The sequence below is a fragment of the Pilibacter termitis genome (assembly GCF_900167335.1).
Lineage (GTDB): Bacteria > Bacillota > Bacilli > Lactobacillales > Streptococcaceae > Pilibacter > Pilibacter termitis.
In genome coordinates, this window is the sequence record NZ_FUXI01000013.1 from 15,928 (window position 1) to 37,385 (window position 21,458).

The 21,458-nt window shown below is 38.2% G+C and carries 22 protein-coding genes; 19 read left to right on the forward strand and 3 right to left on the reverse strand.

All coding sequences use genetic code 11. From position 1 onward, the window contains the following. Nucleotides 1-62 precede the first annotated feature (62 nt). The 3 genes from B5D30_RS06470 (at nucleotide 63) to rpsA (ending at nucleotide 2,708) form a co-directional block, all read left to right on the forward strand. Nucleotides 63-617, forward strand: coding sequence for an SAG1386/EF1546 family surface-associated protein (locus B5D30_RS06470; protein ID WP_159443240.1), 555 nt, complete (start codon nucleotides 63-65; stop codon nucleotides 615-617). A 111-nt stretch (nucleotides 618-728) separates the two neighbouring features. Continuing rightward, nucleotides 729-1,400, forward strand: a complete 672-nt coding sequence (gene cmk, locus B5D30_RS06475; protein ID WP_078807243.1) for a (d)CMP kinase — start codon at nucleotides 729-731, stop codon at nucleotides 1,398-1,400. A 132-nt stretch (nucleotides 1,401-1,532) separates the two neighbouring features. Beyond that, a complete protein-coding gene (rpsA, locus tag B5D30_RS06480) occupies nucleotides 1,533-2,708 on the forward strand; it encodes a 30S ribosomal protein S1 (protein ID WP_078807244.1) in 1,176 nt (391 codons plus the stop codon). Nucleotides 2,709-2,822: 114 nt separating this feature from the next. Here rpsA and sstT read toward each other — a convergent pair whose 3' ends face one another. Continuing rightward, the gene (sstT, locus tag B5D30_RS06485; protein ID WP_078807245.1) at nucleotides 2,823-4,076 is read right to left on the reverse strand and encodes a serine/threonine transporter SstT; all 1,254 of its coding nucleotides are present in this window, start codon (nucleotides 4,074-4,076) and stop codon (nucleotides 2,823-2,825) included. Nucleotides 4,077-4,304: 228 nt separating this feature from the next. Here sstT and B5D30_RS06490 point away from each other — a divergent pair, with 228 nt between their 5' ends. The 10 genes from B5D30_RS06490 (at nucleotide 4,305) to B5D30_RS06530 (ending at nucleotide 12,963) form a co-directional block, all read left to right on the forward strand. Continuing rightward, nucleotides 4,305-4,988, forward strand: coding sequence for a response regulator transcription factor (locus tag B5D30_RS06490; RefSeq protein WP_078807246.1), 684 nt, complete (start codon nucleotides 4,305-4,307; stop codon nucleotides 4,986-4,988). Between the two features lie 13 nt (nucleotides 4,989-5,001). Next, a complete protein-coding gene (locus B5D30_RS06495) occupies nucleotides 5,002-6,324 on the forward strand; it encodes a sensor histidine kinase (RefSeq protein ID WP_078807247.1) in 1,323 nt (440 codons plus the stop codon). 238 nt (nucleotides 6,325-6,562) lie between these two features. Then, nucleotides 6,563-7,363 carry an SDR family oxidoreductase gene (locus tag B5D30_RS06500; RefSeq protein WP_078807248.1) on the forward strand — a complete coding sequence of 267 codons (801 nt, stop codon included), beginning with the start codon at nucleotides 6,563-6,565 and terminating at the stop codon, nucleotides 7,361-7,363. Nucleotides 7,364-7,549: 186 nt separating this feature from the next. Further along, nucleotides 7,550-9,382: a BglG family transcription antiterminator gene (locus B5D30_RS06505; protein WP_078807249.1), complete on the forward strand. Its 1,833-nt coding sequence runs from the start codon at nucleotides 7,550-7,552 to the stop codon at nucleotides 9,380-9,382. A 35-nt stretch (nucleotides 9,383-9,417) separates the two neighbouring features. Further along, entirely contained in the window at nucleotides 9,418-9,903 is a 486-nt protein-coding gene (locus B5D30_RS06510; protein ID WP_078807250.1) for a transcriptional regulator GutM, read from the forward strand. A 123-nt stretch (nucleotides 9,904-10,026) separates the two neighbouring features. Beyond that, nucleotides 10,027-10,164 (forward strand): hypothetical protein, encoded by a 138-nt coding sequence (locus B5D30_RS13615; protein WP_159443241.1) that lies wholly within the window; start codon nucleotides 10,027-10,029, stop codon nucleotides 10,162-10,164. Nucleotides 10,165-10,228: 64 nt separating this feature from the next. Continuing rightward, nucleotides 10,229-10,786 (forward strand): PTS glucitol/sorbitol transporter subunit IIC, encoded by a 558-nt coding sequence (srlA, locus tag B5D30_RS06515; protein ID WP_078807251.1) that lies wholly within the window; start codon nucleotides 10,229-10,231, stop codon nucleotides 10,784-10,786. Between the two features lie 20 nt (nucleotides 10,787-10,806). Next, complete coding sequence (gene srlE, locus B5D30_RS06520) at nucleotides 10,807-11,793, forward strand: PTS glucitol/sorbitol transporter subunit IIB (protein WP_078807252.1); 987 nt, start codon at nucleotides 10,807-10,809, stop codon at nucleotides 11,791-11,793. 81 nt (nucleotides 11,794-11,874) lie between these two features. Then, the gene (locus tag B5D30_RS06525; protein WP_078807253.1) at nucleotides 11,875-12,249 is read left to right on the forward strand and encodes a PTS glucitol/sorbitol transporter subunit IIA; all 375 of its coding nucleotides are present in this window, start codon (nucleotides 11,875-11,877) and stop codon (nucleotides 12,247-12,249) included. Between the two features lie 24 nt (nucleotides 12,250-12,273). Continuing rightward, a complete protein-coding gene (locus B5D30_RS06530) occupies nucleotides 12,274-12,963 on the forward strand; it encodes a fructose-6-phosphate aldolase (RefSeq protein ID WP_078807254.1) in 690 nt (229 codons plus the stop codon). An 86-nt stretch (nucleotides 12,964-13,049) separates the two neighbouring features. Here the strand turns inward: B5D30_RS06530 and yidA are convergent, their stop codons facing one another. Both yidA and B5D30_RS06540 read right to left on the reverse strand, forming a co-directional pair. Further along, nucleotides 13,050-13,865 carry a sugar-phosphatase gene (gene yidA, locus B5D30_RS06535; RefSeq protein WP_078807255.1) on the reverse strand — a complete coding sequence of 272 codons (816 nt, stop codon included), beginning with the start codon at nucleotides 13,863-13,865 and terminating at the stop codon, nucleotides 13,050-13,052. Nucleotides 13,866-13,919: 54 nt separating this feature from the next. Beyond that, a complete protein-coding gene (locus tag B5D30_RS06540) occupies nucleotides 13,920-15,269 on the reverse strand; it encodes an HD domain-containing protein (RefSeq protein ID WP_078807256.1) in 1,350 nt (449 codons plus the stop codon). 344 nt (nucleotides 15,270-15,613) lie between these two features. Here B5D30_RS06540 and B5D30_RS13620 point away from each other — a divergent pair, with 344 nt between their 5' ends. The 6 genes from B5D30_RS13620 (at nucleotide 15,614) to B5D30_RS06565 (ending at nucleotide 21,440) form a co-directional block, all read left to right on the forward strand. Beyond that, entirely contained in the window at nucleotides 15,614-15,751 is a 138-nt protein-coding gene (locus B5D30_RS13620) for a hypothetical protein (protein ID WP_159443242.1), read from the forward strand. Between the two features lie 97 nt (nucleotides 15,752-15,848). Continuing rightward, the gene (locus B5D30_RS06545) at nucleotides 15,849-16,553 is read left to right on the forward strand and encodes an ABC transporter ATP-binding protein (RefSeq protein ID WP_078807257.1); all 705 of its coding nucleotides are present in this window, start codon (nucleotides 15,849-15,851) and stop codon (nucleotides 16,551-16,553) included. After that, on the forward strand, nucleotides 16,550-18,787 hold the full coding sequence (locus B5D30_RS06550) for an FtsX-like permease family protein (RefSeq protein WP_078807258.1): 2,238 nt from the start codon (nucleotides 16,550-16,552) through the stop codon (nucleotides 18,785-18,787). Before B5D30_RS06545 ends, B5D30_RS06550 begins: the two co-directional genes overlap by 4 nt. 236 nt (nucleotides 18,788-19,023) lie before the next feature. Further along, nucleotides 19,024-20,034: a thiamine pyrophosphate-dependent dehydrogenase E1 component subunit alpha gene (locus tag B5D30_RS06555; protein ID WP_078807259.1), complete on the forward strand. Its 1,011-nt coding sequence runs from the start codon at nucleotides 19,024-19,026 to the stop codon at nucleotides 20,032-20,034. Further along, the gene (locus B5D30_RS06560) at nucleotides 20,027-21,016 is read left to right on the forward strand and encodes an alpha-ketoacid dehydrogenase subunit beta (protein WP_078807260.1); all 990 of its coding nucleotides are present in this window, start codon (nucleotides 20,027-20,029) and stop codon (nucleotides 21,014-21,016) included. The genes B5D30_RS06555 and B5D30_RS06560 overlap by 8 nt, the downstream gene beginning before the upstream one ends. Continuing rightward, nucleotides 21,009-21,440 (forward strand): YwiB family protein, encoded by a 432-nt coding sequence (locus B5D30_RS06565; protein WP_078807261.1) that lies wholly within the window; start codon nucleotides 21,009-21,011, stop codon nucleotides 21,438-21,440. Before B5D30_RS06560 ends, B5D30_RS06565 begins: the two co-directional genes overlap by 8 nt. Nucleotides 21,441-21,458 lie beyond the last annotated feature (18 nt).

Genomic DNA, 21,458 nt, shown 5'->3' on the forward strand with positions numbered 1-21,458 from the left:
TACTGCTTTTTTATTTTCACTATGCTATAATTCAGTGAGTAATATTCATGGAGGGAATTATTTTGGCACGTAAAATAGATGAACACAACACAGAGCCTTGGGAAAAATCAATTTATGACACGGAATTTGAGACGACATCCACTCGTTCTGCCCAAAGGAAAACGAAAAAAGGGAATACTGCATTTTCTACTGCACTCGTGATACTGATTGTCATGATTATTGGGGCACCGCTTTTGGGGTATTATTATATTACACACAAAGGAGATGACCCAAAAGTTACTACTTCGACGACAACAAGTGTTTCAAGTAGTGAGGAGACAAGTTCTTCGACTGTGGCAAGTAGCAGTTCTTCACAAAGTTCGGTTAGTAGCGAAGTGGCAAGCTCGTCTGTTAGCTCATCCGTACCTGCATCTTCTTCAACTGTCGCTTCTTCTAGTTCACAGCAGGAAAACTCTGAACAATACACGACAGTCTTAGACGGTGAAGGATTGGCTCAAATTGCTGCACGTACTGGTGTAGATGAGGAAACGATTGCCCAGCTTAACGGAATTACGATTGCCCAAGACGGGTCATTTGCTCCTGCGATTCATCCGGGACAACAACTAAAAATTAAATAGTCAAGGAGAAGTTGGGACAATACTCAAATTCACTTTATCACAAAGATAAAAGGAGTATGTCAAGTATTGAACCAACCTCTTTTTGTATGAAAATAAATTGAGGAGAAGAACATGAAAGACATTAGTATCGCCATTGACGGCCCTGCTAGTAGTGGGAAAAGTACGGTAGCGAAAATATTAGCGAAAGATTATGGATATATTTATATTGATACAGGAGCAATGTATCGAGCAGTTACTTATTTGGCTTTGGCAAAGAAAATTTCCGTTGAAACTGAAGAATTGCTTATACAAGCGATCGAAAAACAACCTATTTCTTTTCAAGCGAGTGAAAATGGTCAGCAAGTGTTTGTCGGAGATGAAAATGTGACGGAGGCAATTCGCCAAAATGATGTAACAAATCTCGTTTCAACAGTTGCAGCGAAATCTCTCGTGCGTACTGCTCTAGTGAAATTGCAACAAGAATTTGGCAAAAATGGTGGTGTGGTTATGGACGGTCGAGACATTGGCACGGTCGTTTTACCAAAAGCTGAAGTGAAAATTTTTCTCGTAGCAAGTGTTGAAGAGAGAGCAGAACGTCGTTACAAGGAAAATATTGCCAAAAAAATCCCAACGGATTTTGAAATTTTAAAAGAAGAAATCGCTCGTCGTGATTATTTGGACTCTACTCGTGAAATTTCCCCACTCGTGCAAGCTGAAGATGCTGTTTTGCTTGATACGACAGGGTTAAATATTGAGGAAGTAGTCGGTGAAATTAAGAAGATTATTATAGAAAAAACAAGGTAAAAACAAATAATTTCTATTTATTTACAAAAATGTAGAGAAATCTCTTTCATTTTTCGTGAAAATATCATAGAATGGTAGTATCGACTGAAAATTATCAGATAGATATAGATTGTTGTTGTAGGAGGATTTTTCATGTCAGAGAATTTTGAAGCGTTGTTGAACGAACAAGAAGAAATCAAAGTGGGAGATGTTGTAGAAGCAGAAGTTGTGCAAATCGAAGATAAGCAACTTGTTGTTTCACTTCCAAATGGCTTGCAAGGGGCAGTACCTGTTCGTGAGCTAACACGCGAAAAAGATGTAGAGTTAAACACATTGGCAAGTGTAGGGGACAAATTTGAGTTACTTGTAGCTCAAGAAGTTCGTGGAAATGCCAAAGATGAAGGATATTCATTTATCCTTTCAAAAACAAAGCTAGCTGCTCGTAAAGCTTGGGAAGAATTAGTAGGACGTGTCGGCGAAGTGGTTACCGTTAAAGTTACCAAAGTGGTAAAAGGTGGACTTTCAGTTGACTATAATGGTCTTCGTGGTTTCATTCCAGCTTCTCTAGTAGAAGATCGCTTTGTATCGGATTTCTCAAAATACAAAGGGGAATCATTTGATGCACGTATCGAAGAAGTTGACGCAGAAAGCGGACGTTTAATTTTGAATCGTCGTGACATTTTAGCAGAAGAAAAAGCGAAAAAACAAGCAGAAGTTTTTGCAACACTTCATGAAGGTGATGTTGTTGAAGGAACAGTTGCACGTTTGACTGATTTTGGAGCATTCATCAGCCTTGGTGGAGTGGACGGATTGGTTCACGTGTCAGAAATTGCACACACTCGCGTAAATCGCCCAAGTGATGTCTTAAAAGCTGGGGAAGCAGTTCAAGCAAAAGTCTTGAATATTGATGAAGAACATGGTCGTGTATCACTTTCAATCAAAGCTACACAGCCCGGACCTTGGAGCGATATTGAAGAAAAAGCACCAGTTGGTGCAAGCCTTGACGGTGTGGTGAAACGCTTGACAACATTTGGAGCATTTGTTGAAGTGTTCCCGGGTGTTGAAGGTTTGGTTCACATTTCACAAATCTCACACAAACACATTTCAACACCTCAAGAAGTTCTTTCAGAGGGTGATGATGTGCAAGTGAAAGTATTGGAAGTAAATCCAGAAGCAAAACGCATTGCTCTTTCTATCAAAGCATTAGAAGAAGCACCAGCTCGCACTGAAGAAGTCGAAGAAGACGACCACTACGAAATCCCAGAAGCAGAAACAGGTTTCTCTCTAGGAGATTTAGCTGAGGGATTGTCTGATTATCAAGCGGAATAAGGTGTGAGGTGTAATATATGAAAATAGGTCAGCTGAATTTCGTTTTCTCGAACGTTTTTAGCTGACCTATTTTTGTCAAAAAAAGACGAGAACCCCCATTCTCATCTCAAAAAATTAGTCCACAATCTCTTCGCTTTGATAACGATAAAGTCGTTCGCGGACGGAGAGTTTTTTGCCTGCTCTTTTTTCAGAAGCTAATTCAGCAGTAGCAGTAAAGAGTAGGTCGCTAGAGGAATTGAGGGCTGTTTCAAATGAGTCTTGAATGACGCCAATGACAAATCCTACTCCGACGACTTGCATAGCAATGTCATTTGAAATGCCAAATAAACTACACGCAAGTGGAATTAAAAGGAGTGAACCGCCAGCAATTCCGCTTGCACCGCACGCTGAGAGTGCAGAAAGTAAGCAAAGGAAAAGCGTAAGTGGTAGTGGCACTTGAATGTCTAACGTATGCACGGCAGCAAGTGTCATTGTTGAAATCGTAATTGCTGCTCCACCCATGTTAATTGTTGCACCAAGTGGAATGGAAATCGAATAACTTTCTTCCTCAAGTTGCAAAGCATTTGCTAATTTCATATTGATTGGAATATTTGCCGCTGAACTTCTGGTGAAAAATGCTGGAATTGCACTTTCTTTTAAGCAGAAGAATACGAGCGGATATGGATTTTGACGGAGTTTGAGAAATACCATGAATGGATAAATGATAAGTGCTGTGAAAAGCATACTTGCCACTAGCAAAATTACCAATTTTCCATATTGAGCAAGTCCATTGATACCAGTTGTGGCAACGGAATGGTAGACTAAACCCGCAATACCAACAGGAGCAAAACTGATAATGAATTGTACTACACTTGTTATGGCATGAGCAAACGTGTCAATTCCCTCTTTGATTTGCTCATTTGCTTTTCTAAGACCAAAACCAAGCAAACTAGCCCAGAAAAGCACGGCAAGATAGTTTCCACCAATAATTGCTTGAAGAGGATTTTGGACGACATTCATCAAAATCCCTTTGATGACTTCGCTAATTTCTTGAGGACTTTCCTGCTCCACGGCTTTTTGTAGAGTAATAGTAACAGGGAAAAGAAAACTTGCGATGACACCTACTAAACTAGCTAGAAAAGTCGCTACCAAGTAGAGCGAAAGAATCGAGCCAAGATAATTTTTTTCATTTTTCTTATGTTTTGCAACAGATGCTAAAATGAGTGCAAATACTAAAATAGGTGCAATAGATTTTAGTGAGGCGACAAATAATTCACCTAAAAGTGCAAATATTGTTGCTTTTGGAAATAGAAATCCAAGTGTCGCTCCAATCACAATCCCGATTGCGATTTTTTGAATGAGTGATAATGCTTTTAATTTTTGTAACATAAAAAATCCTCCTTATAATTTGGGCTCATGATGTTTGAAAATTTTGTTTTTCCAAATAAAAACAAGAGTGTTATGCTTGCTAAAAAATCACTACTATTATCATAGCACACTTATGAAATTCAGAAAAGAAATTTTCTGAAAATTTTTCGTTTCGTGAAAAAATATTTTAAGGTTCATTTTAGATTTTCTTGTTATAATAGTAGATATAAAAATAAACGAGGTGGACAAATGATTAAGGTGTTATTAATAGAAGACGATTGGCAGTTGTCAGATAATATAAAGAAATATTTGACTGATTTTGCCGAGGTGAAACAAGTTTATGATGGATTAGAGGGGCAATTTGAGGCAGAAAGTGCGATTTATGACATTATTTTGTTGGACTGGATGCTCCCTGAAAAAAGCGGGATAGACGTTTTAAAGACACTTCGTGAAGAACGGAGTAGTACGCCTGTTTTATTTTTGACTGCAAAAGATGACATTGAGGACAAGATGAGAGGATTTCAATTCGGTGCAGATGATTATTTGACCAAACCTTTTTATTTGGAAGAATTGAAAATGCGAATGATTTCTTTACTGAAACGTAGCGGACGCTTGCAAGATGAAAATTCGATTAGTTATGGTGAAGTGGTGGCAAATTTCGCCAATCAAAGTGTCGAAATTTCAGCTGTTGCTCAAGATATTCAAGGAAAAGAATTTGAGCTGCTCGTTTATTTTTTGCAAAATCAAGGAGCGATTTTAACAAAGGAACAGATTTTTGATAGAATTTGGGGATTTGATAGCGAAACGGCGATTACGGTTGTCGAAGTTTATATGAGCAAGTTGAGAAAGCATTTGAAAGGAACGAGTTTAGTTGAAAATTTGCAAACCATTCGGAATGTGGGGTATTTGCTAAAAAAACAAGAAAGTAAGTAGATGAGGGAAAAATATGCACGCAGATTTATCTAAAAAACAGCTACAAAGATTTTTCATTCAAAATGTGTTTGCTTTTGCACTTGTTTTCTCGCTTCTCGGCTTAATTGTCATTAACGTGATGCACCAAAGTGCGTACATGGATGTGGATGAGCAGTTGCAAAGAATTGCGAAAATGAGTTTTTCTTTGCAATCTGACGGTACTAGGCTGATGATTGTGCCAGAAGACAAGCCTGAGGTTAACCAAGAAAATCAAGGAAAACCTAAGCGTTTAGGTTCGATTGGGTTTCAGTCGCAAATTATTCTTTGGTCGAAAGATAAGGAACAAGTTGCCAGCACAATGAACAATCTTGAGCTAGGAAATTTAAGCAATCAAATCAAATTTTCTTCTCTCAATAAAGGAAGTATCCAAGAAGTTTCTTCGATGAATGCTTATGGCGAAAAAATTTATTTCCATTCGATTTTGACGGAATTTAAAGGCGATGAACGAACGGGAATTGCCTATATCCAAGTGTTGTCGAATACGAATCAGGTGCGAGAGAGTGTTTCACATTTTGAGAAAATTATCGTTTGGTGTATGGTGATTTTCTGGCTGTTGTCGCTGATTTTGAGTTTTTATTTGGCAAGAATTTCCATGCGACCTCTTTTGTCGGCTTGGTCGAAACAGCAGGAGTTTGTGGAGAACGCTAGTCATGAGCTTAGAACGCCACTTGCGATTATTCAAAATAAACTTGAGACACTTTTCACTAAGCCAGATGAGAGCATTTTGGAACATTCGGAGGAAATTGCTGATAGTTTGGGTGAAATTCGCCGTTTGCGGAATTTGACGAGCGATTTATTGCTTTTGGCAAGGCGTGACGGTACGCAAGTACAAGTGAACAAAGAAGAAGTCGAAATTTCTAAACTCACAAAGAAAATTACCGATGATTATGCAGAATTAGCAAAATTGGACGAAAAAGTTTTGCGTTATGAATTTGACGAGAATGGCAGTGATCATTTTTGGTTGGATAAAAAACTTTATCAGCAGTTAATGGTAATTTTGCTAGACAATGCGATAAAATACACCAATACAGGAGATGAAATTGTTGTTTCAACGCATATTACGAAGTCTGAGCTTGAATTAGTTGTGAAAGATACAGGCATAGGAATGACAGACGAGGTAAAACGAAAGATTTTTGAGCGATTTGTACGTGCAGATGCCTCAAGAAATAAGCAAACAGGCGGTTTTGGGTTAGGCTTGTCCATTGCCAAACAAATGATGGAACAATTAGGCGGAAAAATTATGGTACTAGACAATTTGCCGAAAGGCTCTGTTTTTAAGATTAGTTTTCCAAAATAACATTTGAGCAATTGCCTTTTGGGGAGTTGCTCTTTTTTTGAAAAAAATAGTAAAATCATTCGTACAAGATTTTATATACAAAGAAAGAGAAAACTAAAAAAACTTTGTATTAAGTAAAAAACGCTTTCAATCTATAATGAAATCGTCCAATAAGGATAGTAACTACGAGGGGCGTTTTGAAGTCTGTGGCAGCGACCAAAATCTTGTCCCTCATAAAAGACTTTGAAAGGAGACTATTATGTCAGATTGGTTAGGAATTAAAGATGAGGTAGTTGTTGTAACAGGAGGGAGCAGTGGAATTGGTGAAGCAATTGTGGAGGAATTGCTCGAGCAAGGAGTGAAAGTGGCGAATTTAGATCTTCATGAGGGGAAAATTCAACATGAAAATTTATTTTTTGTTGCAACAGATGTGACCGATAGACAAAATGTTGCAAGTGCTATCCAAAACGTAGTGGAAAAATTTGGCACGATTGATGCAGTTGTTAACAATGCGGGCATTAATATTCCTCGATTGTTAGTAGATGATCAAAAAGAGGCGAGTGAGTATGAGTTAAGTGAAGAAGTATTTGATAAGATTTTCCAAATCAATGTCAAAGGTGTTTACAATGTTTCACAAGAGACGGCGAAAATTTTAGTCAAGAAAAAATCTGGTGTCATTATCAATATGAGTAGCGAATGTGGTTTGGAAGGTTCTGAGGGGCAAAGTCCTTATGCGGCAAGTAAAGCTGCGATTAACGGTTTTACTCGTTCGTGGGCGAAAGAGTTAGCGAAACATCATGTGCGTGTCGTTGGCATTGCTCCGGGGATTATGGAGGAAACAGGACTTAGAACTGAAAGTTATGAAAAAGCTCTTGCCTACACTAGAGGGAAAACAGTGGAAGAATTGCGAGCAGGTTATGCCAATACAAGTGCTACACCATTAGGCAGAAGTGGAAAATTAAAGGAGGTAGCAGATGTAGTTTGCTATTATATCAGCAGACGAGCAAGCTATGTGACTGGAATTACGACAAATGTTTCTGGTGGAAAAACACGGGGGTAAATTTTAATCGTTATCTAGTTTGCGGATATGGAATTGCTATATAATTAGACATGGCTACCTCTAAAAACTCGCATTTACTCAAAATTGCTAGTTTTTAGAGATACCCATATAAAATAGAACGACTTTTTCAATAAATAATCGTTTTATTTCAAAAAAATTATAGAATGTGGATGAGGAAGTGAAAAGATGACGATTATTAACCGATATTTAAAGTTGCTCGAATTTTTGTCTATAAGGAAAACGGTGCATGTGCAGGAACTTGCAAATTTACTCTCTATCAGTAGCCAGACGGTTGTTAATAGCGTAGAGTTTCTTGCAGAAGAATATTCGGATATTTTTTCACTTGCCATACAAAAAAAGATTGTGTATTTAACCATTCATGACATGGAAAGTTTTCAAAGGCTAGTATACGGTGGAATGAAAGAGGAGGCGGATTATAACTCTCAAGGGAAGAGGACGGCTTATATTTTGCACCAGCTCATTGATCGGGAAAATTTTTTAAACACTGAAGAAATCGCCTTTGATCTTATGGTTTCAAGAGGAACGGTGGTTAATGATTTAAAAGTCATTCGCCAGCTTGTCGAAGAATTTGGTGGTGAAATTGAGGGGAAATCGAGTCGAGGAATCCGACTGAAAGCAGATGAATATACGAAAAGATTACTCTTGCTCTATTTTATTTATGATTATTTTCCTCAAAACATCAGTGAGTATGATGCGAAAAGAATTGAGGAGTTAGAACAACTGTTTGAGCTAGATTTGGAGACGAGACAACTTTTTGAAAAAAATTGGTCTATTTCGCTCAATCGAATCAATCAAGAGAAAAATTTGACGACTCTCCCCAAATACTATACCAATTATTTAAAACAGGAAGAACATTTGGATGCGTTAGTGGTCGATATTGAAGTCAATCACGAATTAAATTTTTCCAAAACAGAGGTAGACTATCTTTATTTTCCGCTAAGTCTGAAAAATACAATTCAAAGAAATTTCTCGGTTAAACTTCCAAAGTCGATTCGACAAATTGTTTTTAAGATTTTCGAGGAATTAGCGGAAGAATTTGGGTTGAAAATGCGTGCGGGTGAAATGCTTGAGCAAACAGAATTTCATTTGTCATTTTTGTTAAATCGCTTGAGTTTTCATTTTGAAAGTAGAGATTTATTTTTTGAAAGCGTAGCAGAAACCTATCCTTTTTCCTATAAGGTATCGGAATATTTCTGTAAACGTCTAGGCAATGAAATCGGTCGTAGAGTTCCGTTGATAGAAGTAGGGTATTTGGCTATTTATTTTGAACTTTCGCTAAGGTCTCGCTACGAAGAACGTGTGAAAAAAGTAGCAATCATCGGTTCTATCGGGCAAGGGTTAAAGCAAGTGGTAAAGGAAAAAATTTTCCGCTTGTTTGGTAGCGATACGCAAATAGATATTCTTTCCTCCAAGTGTGATATTGAAGAAAAGTTAAACGATTATTTGGTTGCGTTCACCAATTCGCTTTTCACTCAGCAATCACTACGGACACCGATTTATTCTTTTCATGAATTGTTAAACGAAAGGCAACTGTTAAAGTTTCAATTTGCAGAAGAAGAAAAAAGCGAGTGTTTCCTAGAATGGATTGAAGCGGAAGTGATTGAGGGAATTTCCTATGAGGAAAATTTAGAAAGATGTATCGAATGTCTTAGCAACCAAGGGATTTTAGACGAGCAGTTTTATGAACGACTTTCTGAACGGGAAAAACTTCGGACAACAGTTGAACCTCCGTTTGCCTTTCCTCATACAATTAATTCAAAATCAGAGCAGTTGGTATTGATTTTTGGTAAATCTTCAGAGGGACTGGAAAGTCATTTTGGGAAAGTACATTTTTTCTTACTGCTTTGTATCCCAGAAGAAATGGATGAGGAGAAAGAAAGAGTGTTGTTGCAAGTATATGAAGTCGTCTTTCGCCTTTTCCGCCGGTATATTTTGCAAAATGGCAAGAAACAATTGCCAACGATTGACGAGCTGAAAGACTTAGTAGAGGCATCTTAATTTCTAAAAAAATAATGAAAGCAGGGGAACGAATCATGAATGAATGGCTATTGTTAGGTGTTATTATGCTAAGCGTGTATCTTTTGCAAGTGTTGTTTGGCTTAAAGCAAATTCAAAATTTTAACAAGACGTATAAAGAATTGCGAAGTCTTGGGAAAGTGGCGATTGGCAAAAGAGCAGGGAAAATCCGATCTGGTACGATTGTGATGTTTGCATTAAATAAAAAAGGAGAAATTCAACGAGCGGTAAAAATGCAAGGTGTGACGGTTCTCTCAAGGTTTAAAGAACAGCCACAATTTGTAGGTTTAGAGCTAATGGTTTTGACGGAGGAACATCCATTAATGATAAAAATGGATAAAATAACACGACAAACCATTTTGAATGCAACAGAATTGTACCAAAGAATAGAAGAGGGCGATTACAAAGAGGAGAAAAAAGAGGCACCAATCAGCTTTCTTGCAAGTAAAGTAGGCTATCACATGAACAAACTAGCGGTAAAGAAAAGCGAAGAAGTGCGTTAAGGAGTTTGCGACAGTGAGCCATGCCATTTACTTGCCTGAAGCACAGCTTCAGGTGGCATTGCGAACAGTTGCCAAACTCCTGCACTTCGTAGCTAGACAAAACGAAAAGCGAAGTAGTGCGTTTTGAATTTTGTCGCAGTGAGCCATGCCATTTACTTGCCTGAAACACAGTTTCAGGTGGCATTGCGAACAGTGACCAAAATTCAGCACTACGTAGCTAGACAAGAAAAGCGAAGAAGTGCGTTAAGGAGTTTGCAGTAGCAAAACAGTTCATTTATTCACTGCGAACTTCAACCAACAAAAAAACAAAAAGGAGCGTAAAAAAATGGATTACATTACAAAATTTGCCGATGCTTTTATGGGATTATTTAAGCAAGGGGCAGAAACATTTACAAGTTGGGTGACAGGAATTGTACCAGCAGTATTGATGCTATTAGTTGCAATGAATGCGTTGATTGCATTGATTGGTGAGGAGAGAATTGAAGGTTTAGCGAAAAAAGCGGCGAAAAATCCACTTGCTCGCTACATGATTTTGCCATTCATTTCTACTTTCATGCTTGGCAATCCAATGAGTATGGTAATGGGAAGATTTCTTCCAGAATACTATAAACCGGGATTTTGTGCGGCGATTATGCAGTATTGCCACACTTCAAACGGTATTTTCCCACATATCAACCCGGGTGAATTATTTGTCTGGCTTGGCATTGCACAAGGGATTCAAAAATTAGGGTTAAATCAAACGGATTTAGCGATTCGTTATTTGCTCGTTGGTTTAGTGATGAATTTTATCGGCGGTTGGGTAACAGATTTGACAACAGCCTATGTTGCTAAACAGCAAGGAGTTACTTTGAGTAAAGATGTTCAAGAATTGATTGAAAGCTAGAAAAAGAGGAGGAATACAAAATGACTTTTGGAAAAATTATTGTTACAAAAGGAAACGGTGGGTTCGGTGGTCCTTTGATTATTGAACCAACGGAGACAAAAAATAAATTTGTTTACATTACAGGTGGTGGCGAAAAGCCAACGATTGTGGATAAAATTGCTGAACTTACCGGTATGGAGGCAATCAATGGCTTTAAGACAACCGTGAAAGACGAGGAAGTTGCTCTTGCGATTGTTGATTGTGGCGGAACACTTCGTTGTGGGATTTATCCTAAGAAAAATATTCCTACCATTAATATTATTGCCACAGGAAAAAGTGGTCCACTAGCAAAATATATTACGGAGGAAATTTACGTTTCAGCAGTAGGATTGGATCAGATTCAGCCGTATGACGGAGAAAGCGTCGTTGCTACGCAAACTGCAAATGTAGAGCCGAAAATTGATACGACCAAAAAAATTACAGAGCAAAGAGCAGAACAAGGAAGTTTTATTGCCAAAATTGGTATGGGTGCAGGGAAAGTCGTTGCGATTTTTAACCAAGCAGCAAGAGATGCAGTGCAGACGATTATTCAGACGGTGCTACCATTCATGGCATTTGTTTCACTTTTGATAGGGATTATCAATGGTACAGGAATTGGGAATGTATTTGCCAATGCGATGAAACCACTGGCGTCCAATCCGATTGGTTTGATTATTATGGGATTTATTTGCTCTCTGCCATTTCTAAGTCCACTCTTAGGACCGGGAGCTGTTATTTCTCAAATTATCGGAACGCTTATCGGGGTGGAAATTGGAAAAGGAAACATTCCGCCACAATTAGCGTTACCTGCATTATTTGCGATTAACACGCAAAATGGTTGTGACTTCATTCCAGTTTCACTTGGGTTAATGGAGGCAGAAGTGGAAACCGTAGAAGTAGGTGTTCCTGCTGTTTTATATTCAAGATTTCTCAATGGTGTCCCACGTGTTGTAGTGGCTTGGTTGGCAAGTTTTGGTTTATATTCATAATATTTGGCTTCATAAAAACAAAAAGGAGCTTGGAAAAAAACACAAGCTCCTTTTGATAATAGAGAATGGAGAGTTATACGAATGGAACAAAAGGAAAAAGTAAAATTATTTGAAACAACGATTACAGCAATTGGCATAGAGGCTGAAAAACTTGCGGAGGAAAATATGGTGATTCTCTTTGGCGATGAGGCACCTGACTTTTTGGCAGATTATTGCTATAAAATTATCCTGAAAAATTTAGAAGGTGAAATTCACGCAGGAATGACTTTGCAAATTGCAAATGTTCCTTATGAGATTATGGCAGTTGGCGATGTAGTAGTGAAAAATTTGAATGAACTAGGACATATTACCATTAAACTAGACGGTTCAACGAATGCTGAACTTCCCGGCACTTTGTATGTGGAGGAAAAAGAGTTGCCAGAGATAACGGTTGGCACAACGATTGCTATTTATTAGATTTGATAAGCGAGGTGAAAAAACATGGAATTTATGCTAGATACAGCAAATCTTCAAGCAATTGAACGATTTACTCAAGCATTTTCGATAAACGGCGTAACAAGTAACCCTAGTATTTTGAAAAAAGAAGGGAAAATTGATCTTTATGCACATTTGAAGAAAATTCGCACGATGATTGGTATGGAAAAAAGTTTGCATGTGCAAGTTGTAGCAAAAGATTTTGACGGTATGCTAAAAGATGCCGAGGCGATTTTGGAAAATGTTGACCGTGAAGTTTACATTAAAGTGCCTGTCAACGAAGTAGGTCTTGCTGTGATTAAAGAGCTAAAAAAGCGAGGAGTCAACGTAACCGCCACTGCGATTTATACGCAAATTCAAGGGTTGTTGGCAATTCATGCAGGAGCTGATTATATCGCCCCTTACTATAATCGCATGGAAAATTTGAACATTGACCCACAATTTGTGATTTCTTCATTTGCAGAAGAAATTCATCGCACGAATGCCAAGACGAAAATTTTAGGTGCAAGCTATAAAAATGTTGCACAAGTGACTACTTCCATAGATTGTGGGGCACAAGCCGTGACGGTGGGTGTTGATGTAGTCGAGCAATTTTTCGCTCATCCGTCCATTGAAAAAGCAGTAGAAGATTTTGCTCATGATTTTGAAGAAATTCACGGGGTAAATCAAACGATGAGTTCCAAATTATCTATGTAATAGTTTCACTCCTATAAAAAAAAGTGATGAGATTGAGAGGAAACTCCGCAATCCAGAGTTTTCTCTCAACGACATCAACTGAATCCTTATTTTTTCAGTACATAATCTTCAATTGCACGTGCTACGCCACTTTCGTTATTACAAGCCGTTTGAACGGTACTTGCTTTGACCACGTTTTCCGTAGCGTTCCCCATTGCAACGCCGATACCTGCCACTTCAATCATAGACAAATCATTATCCGCGTCTCCAATTGCCATAGTCTCGCTTGCTTGAATCCCTAAATGTTCAGCGAGTGCAAGAAGAGCGGCACCTTTGCTTGCTTTTTTGTTCAAAATTTCATAATAGAACGGGCTTGATTGGACAAGGTTGTAGCGTTCATTGTATTCTTTCGGCACTTTTGCGATGACTTCGCTTAGAAATTCTGGATCGTCGATAAACATCATTTTCACAATATCCAAATCCTTCGTCATTTCCTCTTGCGTGCGGTAGCTGACAGGCATTTTGACAAGGTATGCCTCATGCACCGTGTAAGGCGAAATATCACGGTTGGAAGTGTAAATGCGTTCGTTGGTAATTGAATGTAAATGAACGTTTAGTTTACGAGCGAGCAAGTCAATTTCAAGATAATCTTCGTGCGTTAGTCCAAAACGTGCCAATTCTTTCCCTGTTGCAGTTTCTTGCACTAAACCTCCGTTATAAGTAATCACGTAGTCGCCTACTTCATTCAAATTTAATTCTTTCAGATAATCCACTACACCCGGAAGAGGTCGTCCTGTTGCAAGAACGATTTTCACTCCTTGCTCTTTTGCAGTCGCAATCGCTCTTTTCACGTCCTCTGTAATGACGTGATTGTCTGTTATTAATGTGCCGTCAATGTCAATAGTAACTAATTTGATGTTCATGTTGTTTCTCCTTAAAATGTTTTTTTGATACTGTTTTGATTTCGCTCAATGTTTTCAATCAATCAATTCTCCATTATGAATATGCTTTGAAAACTCCTTATAAACATCTTCAAATAATCCATTTTGTTGATTCATTTCAAGCATTTCTTTTGGGAAATAAAATCTTCTGTCCCCAACACTTTCACCAGTAATCGCACGTACCAGTGGGGAAAGTGTCGAGAGTTCTTTCATGCTACCGTCTTCTAGCATAATTTCAATTTGCGTACGAGTGCGTTTTTCCTCTGGTCGATAAAAATCATAAGGCAAATCCCAGCTTGAATTTTCAGCGGTATAATAGGCAGGGTTATAGCCTACTTTTTCAACGAGCAGTTGCATTTTTTCAATCAAAGGAAGCTGTGCATCATGGACAACAACTGATTTTAAAGGTTTACGGTTGCGGAATTTTTCAGCCAAATCGCATAAAATGGCATCTTGATGTTCCGTCCATTCACCAAAGTAAGTGTTTAACACGCCGTCATCTAGCAAAAGATAATCTTTCAACGTAAAATCCCCTTTTAAAAAAGGAACAAGGCGAGGAGAAGAACGGTTGAAATATTCTTTTTGACTTGGATATAAATCTTTCGCTCGTTTCAACAAATGATCAAGCAACACTTCCATGGCTCGTGAGGTGGGGTGAAAATAGATTTGCATATACATTTGATAGCGTGAAACAATATAATCTTCGACAGCGTGCATTCCTTGTGCCAAAAAAGCAATCCCGTTTTTATAGGGGCGAATCACACGATTGATCCGAGTCAAATCGAAAAAGCCGTATTGCGTACCAGTATAATAGGCATCTCGCAATAAGTAATCCATTCGGTCGGCATCAATTTGCGAAGAAATCATTTGCACGACTTGCTTATTTGGATAGTCTTTTGTGATGACACTTGCCACTTTCTCAGGAAAATCAAGAGAAATTTTGCGAAGGATTTGGTTGACCTCGGTAGTTTCGCTTGTGATAATTTCAACGGTGAATTTTTCATGGTCAGTTGAAAATATTTTCTCAAAAGTGTGAGAATACGCTCCATGACCGACATCATGCAGAAGTGCTGCACAAAGCGTGACAAGTCGCTCGCTATCTTGCCAGCCATTTTCTCCCAATTTGTCAGCAGGATATTTTCGTTTAAAAATATCACAAAAAAGTCGTGCATTTTCGTACACCCCAAGGCTATGCGAAAATCTTGAATGTTCTGCACCGTGAAAAGTAAAACTAGACCCTCCCAATTGTTTCACACGTCTCAAACGTTGCATTTCACGACTATTGATTAAATCCAAAATCACTTGATGTGTCACGTGGATATAATTGTGAACAGGGTCACGAAATACTTTTTCCTTTTCCAACCACTGATTTTTATAAAGTGACATTTCGCACCTCCTAAATGAATATTGTGTTACTTTTTATTTTACCATTTTTCTTTGGAATTTATGGGAAATTGTGCGAGAAAAGTTTTGTGAGGTATTTTTTCTTTGACGGAAATAGCAGGTGATGAGAATTTTTAAGAGGTTTCCTTCACACGTGAAGAAAACGAACAAAAAACGCTATGATTAGGAAAAATCCTCCCTCAACCGTATGTGAAATTCAGCCCAAAGACTGATGAGAAAACGAAAAAATAAGGTATGCTAAAAAATGTAAAGGGCACCTCTAAAAAACTCCGCTTAAGACTAAATTAGCTAGTTTTTCGATTATCGAGGAAATCGACGAAAGCTATGTGGTTCATAGAAAAGCGGAGAGGGGCGGTCAGGAGTTTGTCGTAGTGAGCCACAGCATTTATTTACTGGAAACGAAGTTTCCAGTGCTGTTGCGAACTGCGACCCAACTCCTGCCCCGTATAGCTAGACAAGGTTGAGGAGATTGACGAAGAAAATCGGAAAACTAGCAATTTAGGATAAGTGCGAGTTTTTAGAGGTGCCCTAAAAAAAAGACACTTGAAAAAGGAGAAACATATGCTACTACAAGCTAAAAAAATCAGTAAATCATTTGGAAACAAATACAATGCGATTCAAGCATTGAAAGAAGTTGATTTTGCAGTTGAACAAGGGGATTTTGTTGTGATTTTAGGGGCGTCAGGTGGAGGGAAGACCACTCTTTTGAATACTCTAAGTACGCTAGAAACAGTCGACAGCGGGGAAATTTATTATGAGGGACGAGACGTTCAAGCATTGAGTGAGAAAGAGAAAACGGATTTTAGGAGAAAGAGCATTAGTTTTATTTTTCAGCAATATCATCTGGTGGCAGAATTGACTGTGCTTGAAAATATTAAATTAGGGTCTTATTTGAATGAAACGAAAACGATTGATATTCTTGGGCTGATGAAACAGTTAGATATAGAAAATCTCAAAGATAAATATCCATACGAGCTTTCTGGTGGGCAACAACAGCGGGTGGCGATTGCTAGAGCATTGGCAAAAAATCCGAAAATTTTGTTTTGTGACGAGCCAACAGGTGCGTTAGATGAGAAAACAGGGAAATCAGTCTTAGGTTATTTAGAAAAAATCAACGCTGAAAATGCGACGACGATTATTATGGTTACGCATACGGCTGGTATTGGTGAAATGGCAAAACGTGTGATTCGAGTGAATAGCGGACAAATCGTTGAGGATAAGAAAAATCTTTCTCCGATTTCTGCAAGTGAGGTTTACTGGGGATGAAAAATTTAATCAAGGCGAATTTTAGAAAATTTTTAAAGAATAAAGGGAGAGTTTTTGGACTTATTCTCCTAATGTTTGCAAGTTTGATGATTTTTGGTGCAATGACAAACGTCTTTCTTCCGATTGAACGAGCGGAGGAAATGCTTGCTAAAAAAGGAAATCAAGAGGAATTTAGACTCATCATTTCATCTATGCCCAATGCTCAAACGATAAAAGAAATCGAAGAGAAATATCAAGTTTCACTAGAAAAAAATGTTAGCAAGAGCGTTGTAGAGGGGGATGAAAAATGGACGATTGTTGCAAACAATTCTTCTATTAATCAAACGGTTTTACAAACAGGAAGAATGCCCAAAACAGCGAAAGAAACACTTGTTGACCCTGAATTTTTGACAGCGAAAGGTTCCCGATTGGGTGACGAAATAACGGTGAAAAATCAAACATTTAAGATAGTCGGAACATTTTATCGTCCAGATTATGTGTTATTTTCTGATATTAACCAAGCAAGCCCTATTTCACCAGAAAACCAGCATTTAATTTCACTGACAAACGAGGGATTTTCGAATATTCCTGAGCAAGAAACAATTGTTTTGAGTGGAAAATCGAAGGCAAACTCCAAGATTGAAGAATTGAAAAAAGATGTGAGATTTTCTTATTTGGCAGTCAATGACAATGCTCTAATCGGCGGAGCAAGTGTGATGATGAACAAAAACAAACAGCTCTCCCTTTATTTTTCAGCGATGATTCTTATTTGTTCGATTTTTATTTTATTGATACTTTTGAAGAAAATTGTTGCAGAACAGCTGAAAACTTTTGGCGTTTTACTCGCACTTGGGTATAAAAAACGTGAGCTTTTGTTAAGTTTTCTTCCTTTTCCTTTGCTCATAGGAAGTGTTAGCTCGATTGTTGGCTATATTTTAGGCTTTCTTCTTTCTGGTGAATTGAGAAAAACAATGCTTGTTTATTTTCATCTTCCAAAAGTAGAGGAAAAATTTCCATTTCTAGCTTTAGCGTTGACGACTTTCTTCATTGCAAGTTTGTTAATGGTGGCAACAATCGTGTTAGTTTTACGTTTACTTTATCCAAAAGCATTGGTTTTGATGAATGGTTCGGTGAAATATAGCAAAAATTCTTGGCTTGTAAGGAGATTAAAAAATCTCCCAATGAAAAATTTTGTAAACAAAACCGCTCTTTCTTTTACATTGAGCAGAAGTAAACAATTAGGTTTACTCATTTTCACAAGTTTTCTTTCGGTGTTTTTATTATTGGTAGCATTATTACAGTTTCATTTGCCGAATCAAACAAGTGAATTGTTGAAAAAACAATATCATTTTGATTATATGTTGCAATATGACCAATTGCAGAGGTTAGAAGAAACAGCAGAAGAAAACGCTCAAGTTGCCTTCATTGCAAATGTAGAGAGTTTGAAAAAACAGAAAGAAAAAATCGACAGCAAACAAGTTGTGTTAAACGCTTCTCGTTTTCAAACGAAGGATTATTTAAAATTATATAACGGCGAAAATAAGTCAGTTAATCATTTTGTGACAAAAAATCAAGCGGTAGTGAGTCGCTATTTTGCCAGCCGCCACAATGTAAAAATAGGAGAAACGCTCAATCTAGTGGTTAATGGAAAGAACATTTCTTTTAAAGTAAAAGAGTTTGTCGATGATGCAACACAGACGATTTATGCTGATTTTGATTGGAAAGAGCTCCAAAAACTTCACCAAAATCAATATAATTTTCTTTATACGAATAAAAATGTTGGACAAAGCAAAGAGTATCCAAAGATTTCTCGTTCAAAGGCAATTGATAATCATTTAACAATCGCCAAACAGCTCCAAGCGGGCAGTATTAGTATTGGGATTGTTGCGTTTATAATTTCAGTTGTGTTATTGGTGTTCACCATTTCAAGCATTGTAGAGGACAGTAAAAATAATCTAGTGCTTTTGAAATTGCTTGGCTATCGCAAGCGAGAGCTAAATCGTATGTTTTTAAGAAACGCACAATATTTATTTGTTTTATCAAGCATACTGTTCCTTTTCTTCTCCTCAAGGATTTTTCAAATGATGGAAAAACAATTGACCATTCAACTTTCCATGCCATTAAAAATTGCTTTGTCGACAGGAGATACGTTTTTCATTTTATCGTTTTTGATTCTTCTTATTGTACTTGTGAGTGGCAGTCAAAAAAGAAAAATCAATCGTTTGTCAATCAATGAAGTGCTTTTTAGTCGATAATGTAGCTATTTTTCGTTTAACGAAGAAAAAGCAAAACAATAGATATAAGAGTGGGAAATAGGAAACTATTTTTCTGCTCTTTTTTCTTTACATCAATCAAATTTAAAAGATTTTGTTTAGTTTTCACAAAGAAATGATTTTGAGACTTGCCGATAAAAGTAAAAAATATTAAACTGAGAGGTAACGAAAGTTCTTAATTTTTATAGGAAATTCCTATTAACAAGAAAGGGAATATTATGAAGTCTAAACTAGAAGTCCAAACAGCTCTTACGCAGAAGGAGATGAAACGAACGCTTTCTCGAATGTGGAAAATTCGTGCGTTTGAAGAAAAACTTTCAGAACTTCAAGCAGTAGGGGAAATCTACGGCACTTATCATTTGTCAATTGGACAGGAGGCGACAGCAATCGGTGCTTGTTCGCAGTTGAACATTACCGATATGATTACTTCGACACATCGAAATCATGCACATTGCTTGGCGAAAGGAATTGATATGCGTGCGATGCTTGCAGAGCTTTGTGGGAAATCGACTGGAACCAATAAAGGTAAAGGCGGAAGTATGCATATTGCTGATTTGAAAACGGGAAATCTTGGGAGCAATGGAATTGTAGGAGCAGGTTTTCCAATTGCTTGCGGAGCCGCTCTTGCCGCTCAAATGAACAAGACAGGACAAGTAGTGATTTCTTTTGGTGGAGATGGTTCGGTCAATGAGGGGGCATTTCACGAGGCACTCAATCTTGCATCTATTTGGAAATTGCCAGTGATTTTTTTCATTGAAAACAATCTTTATGGCATGAGTAGCAAGGTAAGTGAAATGGTAAACATTTCTCATTTGTCTGACAGAGCAATTGCCTACGGCATACCGGGGATTACGATTGATGGAAATGATGTTGAACTTGTTATGTCAACAACGAAAAATGCCATTGAATACGCTAGAAAAGGTCAAGGCCCAACGTTAATTGAGGCGATTACTTATCGTCACGAAGGACATTCTAAGAGTGACAAACTTGTCTACCGTACAGAACAAGAATCGGAGATTTGGAAAGAAAAAAATGACCCGATTCGTCGCTTTGAGCTAAAAATGATTCATCAGGCGAATTTCACAGAAGAAGATGTGCGTGAGATTGAAAAAATCGCTCGTTTTCATGTGGAGGAGCTTGCAGAAAGTGTCAAGAATGACCCTATGCCAACAAAAGAAGATTTGCTAAAAGATGTTTATTTTGGAAATGTAGGTGAAGTGCGTGCGTAAAATTACTTATTTGGACGCAGTCAATGAAGCGTTGGACGAAGCTCTAGGCAACGACCCACGAGTTTTCCTCATTGGTGAAGATATTGGTGTTTACGGTGGAGGTTTCGGTGCGACAAAAGGGCTTGTAGAAAAATATGGTGAAGAGCGAGTACGTTCCACACCGATTAGCGAGGCGGCGATTGCAGGTGTGGCAGTAGGTGCGGCAATCAAAGGTTTGCGACCTGTTATGGAATTACAGTTTTCAGATTTCATCACGATTGCTATGGATCAAATTGTCAACCAAGCAGCGAAAATTCACTACATGACTGGAGGACAAGCGAGAGTGCCAATGGTCATGCGGACAGCTGGAGGTAGTGGCACAGGAGCAGCAGCACAGCACTCTCAGTCACTTGAAAATTGGACGGCACATATACCGGGGTTGATTGTCGTAATGCCAAGCAATGCCTATGATGCCAAAGGTTTACTTCATGCTGCGATTGAAAATGAAAATCCAGTCATGATTTATGAGCATAAATTGCTTTACAAAGAAGAAATGGACGTACCAGAAATTCCTTACACGATACCTCTAGGCGTAGCTGAGGTGAAACGTGAAGGAGCGGACATTTCGATTGTTGCGACAAGTCGCATGGTAATGCTCAGTCTTTTGGTGGCAGAAAAACTAGCAAGCGAGGGCATTTCAGTGGAAGTAATTGACCCACGAACACTAGTGCCATTAGATAAACAAACGATTTTAAAAAGTGTAGAGAAAACGAAAAGAGTGCTAGTTGTCACAGAAGAAGTCAAAGAAAGTGGATTTGGTGGCGAACTTGTGGCGATTATTGCAGAAAGCGAGTTGTCTATGCAATTGAAAGCACCAATCAAACGTTTAGGTGGTTCATTTACGCCAATGCCAGCAGGTCAGTTTTTGGAAAGTCAAGCAATCCCAACAGTTGAGAGCATTGAGGCGGCAGTAAGGGAATTGGTAGGTGGACGTGATGAGTAACGGGAAAGAAGTAAAACTCATTGTTCGCAACACTATTCGTCAATTTGGTGAACGGCATGAGTTTGAAACGGTTACAAAAGGTGTCCTTTACGAAAAAGGCGAGAGCATATTTTTGCGATACATGGAAGAAATTTTGACAAACGACCAACCGATTGAGACAATGGTCACCATTCAGTTTTTGGCGACAGACGAAATTCGTATTATCCGAACAGGCGACAGTCGCTTGCGACTTCGTTTTTCTAAAGGCGAGAGAATGGAAGGACAGCTAGAAACACCAATGGGCAAAATGAACGTTGAAACACACACTCAGCAGATTCAGAAAAAACTTTCCTCAAGTGCGGGAGAACTATTTCTTCGCTACCAAATGAAAAGCCAAAATGGTTTGATGGGAGAATACGAACTTGAAGTAGGGTATGAGGTATAGAATAACTAGCTAGGCAAC

What these genes read in the sequence shown, in the direction of transcription:
- B5D30_RS06525 (WP_078807253.1), top strand. Translation starts at nt 11,875, where the DNA reads ATGGAACAAAAGGAAAAAGTAAAATTATTTGAAACAACGATTACAGCA.
- B5D30_RS06555 (WP_078807259.1), top strand. Translation starts at nt 19,024, where the DNA reads ATGAAGTCTAAACTAGAAGTCCAAACAGCTCTTACGCAGAAGGAGATG.
- B5D30_RS06550 (WP_078807258.1), top strand. Translation starts at nt 16,550, where the DNA reads ATGAAAAATTTAATCAAGGCGAATTTTAGAAAATTTTTAAAGAATAAA.
- yidA (WP_078807255.1), bottom strand. Translation starts at nt 13,865, where the DNA reads ATGAACATCAAATTAGTTACTATTGACATTGACGGCACATTAATAACA.
- B5D30_RS06530 (WP_078807254.1), top strand. Translation starts at nt 12,274, where the DNA reads ATGGAATTTATGCTAGATACAGCAAATCTTCAAGCAATTGAACGATTT.
- B5D30_RS06510 (WP_078807250.1), top strand. Translation starts at nt 9,418, where the DNA reads ATGAATGAATGGCTATTGTTAGGTGTTATTATGCTAAGCGTGTATCTT.
- B5D30_RS06500 (WP_078807248.1), top strand. Translation starts at nt 6,563, where the DNA reads ATGTCAGATTGGTTAGGAATTAAAGATGAGGTAGTTGTTGTAACAGGA.
- B5D30_RS06565 (WP_078807261.1), top strand. Translation starts at nt 21,009, where the DNA reads ATGAGTAACGGGAAAGAAGTAAAACTCATTGTTCGCAACACTATTCGT.
- B5D30_RS06490 (WP_078807246.1), top strand. Translation starts at nt 4,305, where the DNA reads ATGATTAAGGTGTTATTAATAGAAGACGATTGGCAGTTGTCAGATAAT.
- rpsA (WP_078807244.1), top strand. Translation starts at nt 1,533, where the DNA reads ATGTCAGAGAATTTTGAAGCGTTGTTGAACGAACAAGAAGAAATCAAA.
- B5D30_RS06540 (WP_078807256.1), bottom strand. Translation starts at nt 15,269, where the DNA reads ATGTCACTTTATAAAAATCAGTGGTTGGAAAAGGAAAAAGTATTTCGT.
- sstT (WP_078807245.1), bottom strand. Translation starts at nt 4,076, where the DNA reads ATGTTACAAAAATTAAAAGCATTATCACTCATTCAAAAAATCGCAATC.
- cmk (WP_078807243.1), top strand. Translation starts at nt 729, where the DNA reads ATGAAAGACATTAGTATCGCCATTGACGGCCCTGCTAGTAGTGGGAAA.
- B5D30_RS06495 (WP_078807247.1), top strand. Translation starts at nt 5,002, where the DNA reads ATGCACGCAGATTTATCTAAAAAACAGCTACAAAGATTTTTCATTCAA.
- B5D30_RS06545 (WP_078807257.1), top strand. Translation starts at nt 15,849, where the DNA reads ATGCTACTACAAGCTAAAAAAATCAGTAAATCATTTGGAAACAAATAC.
- srlA (WP_078807251.1), top strand. Translation starts at nt 10,229, where the DNA reads ATGGATTACATTACAAAATTTGCCGATGCTTTTATGGGATTATTTAAG.
- srlE (WP_078807252.1), top strand. Translation starts at nt 10,807, where the DNA reads ATGACTTTTGGAAAAATTATTGTTACAAAAGGAAACGGTGGGTTCGGT.
- B5D30_RS06505 (WP_078807249.1), top strand. Translation starts at nt 7,550, where the DNA reads ATGACGATTATTAACCGATATTTAAAGTTGCTCGAATTTTTGTCTATA.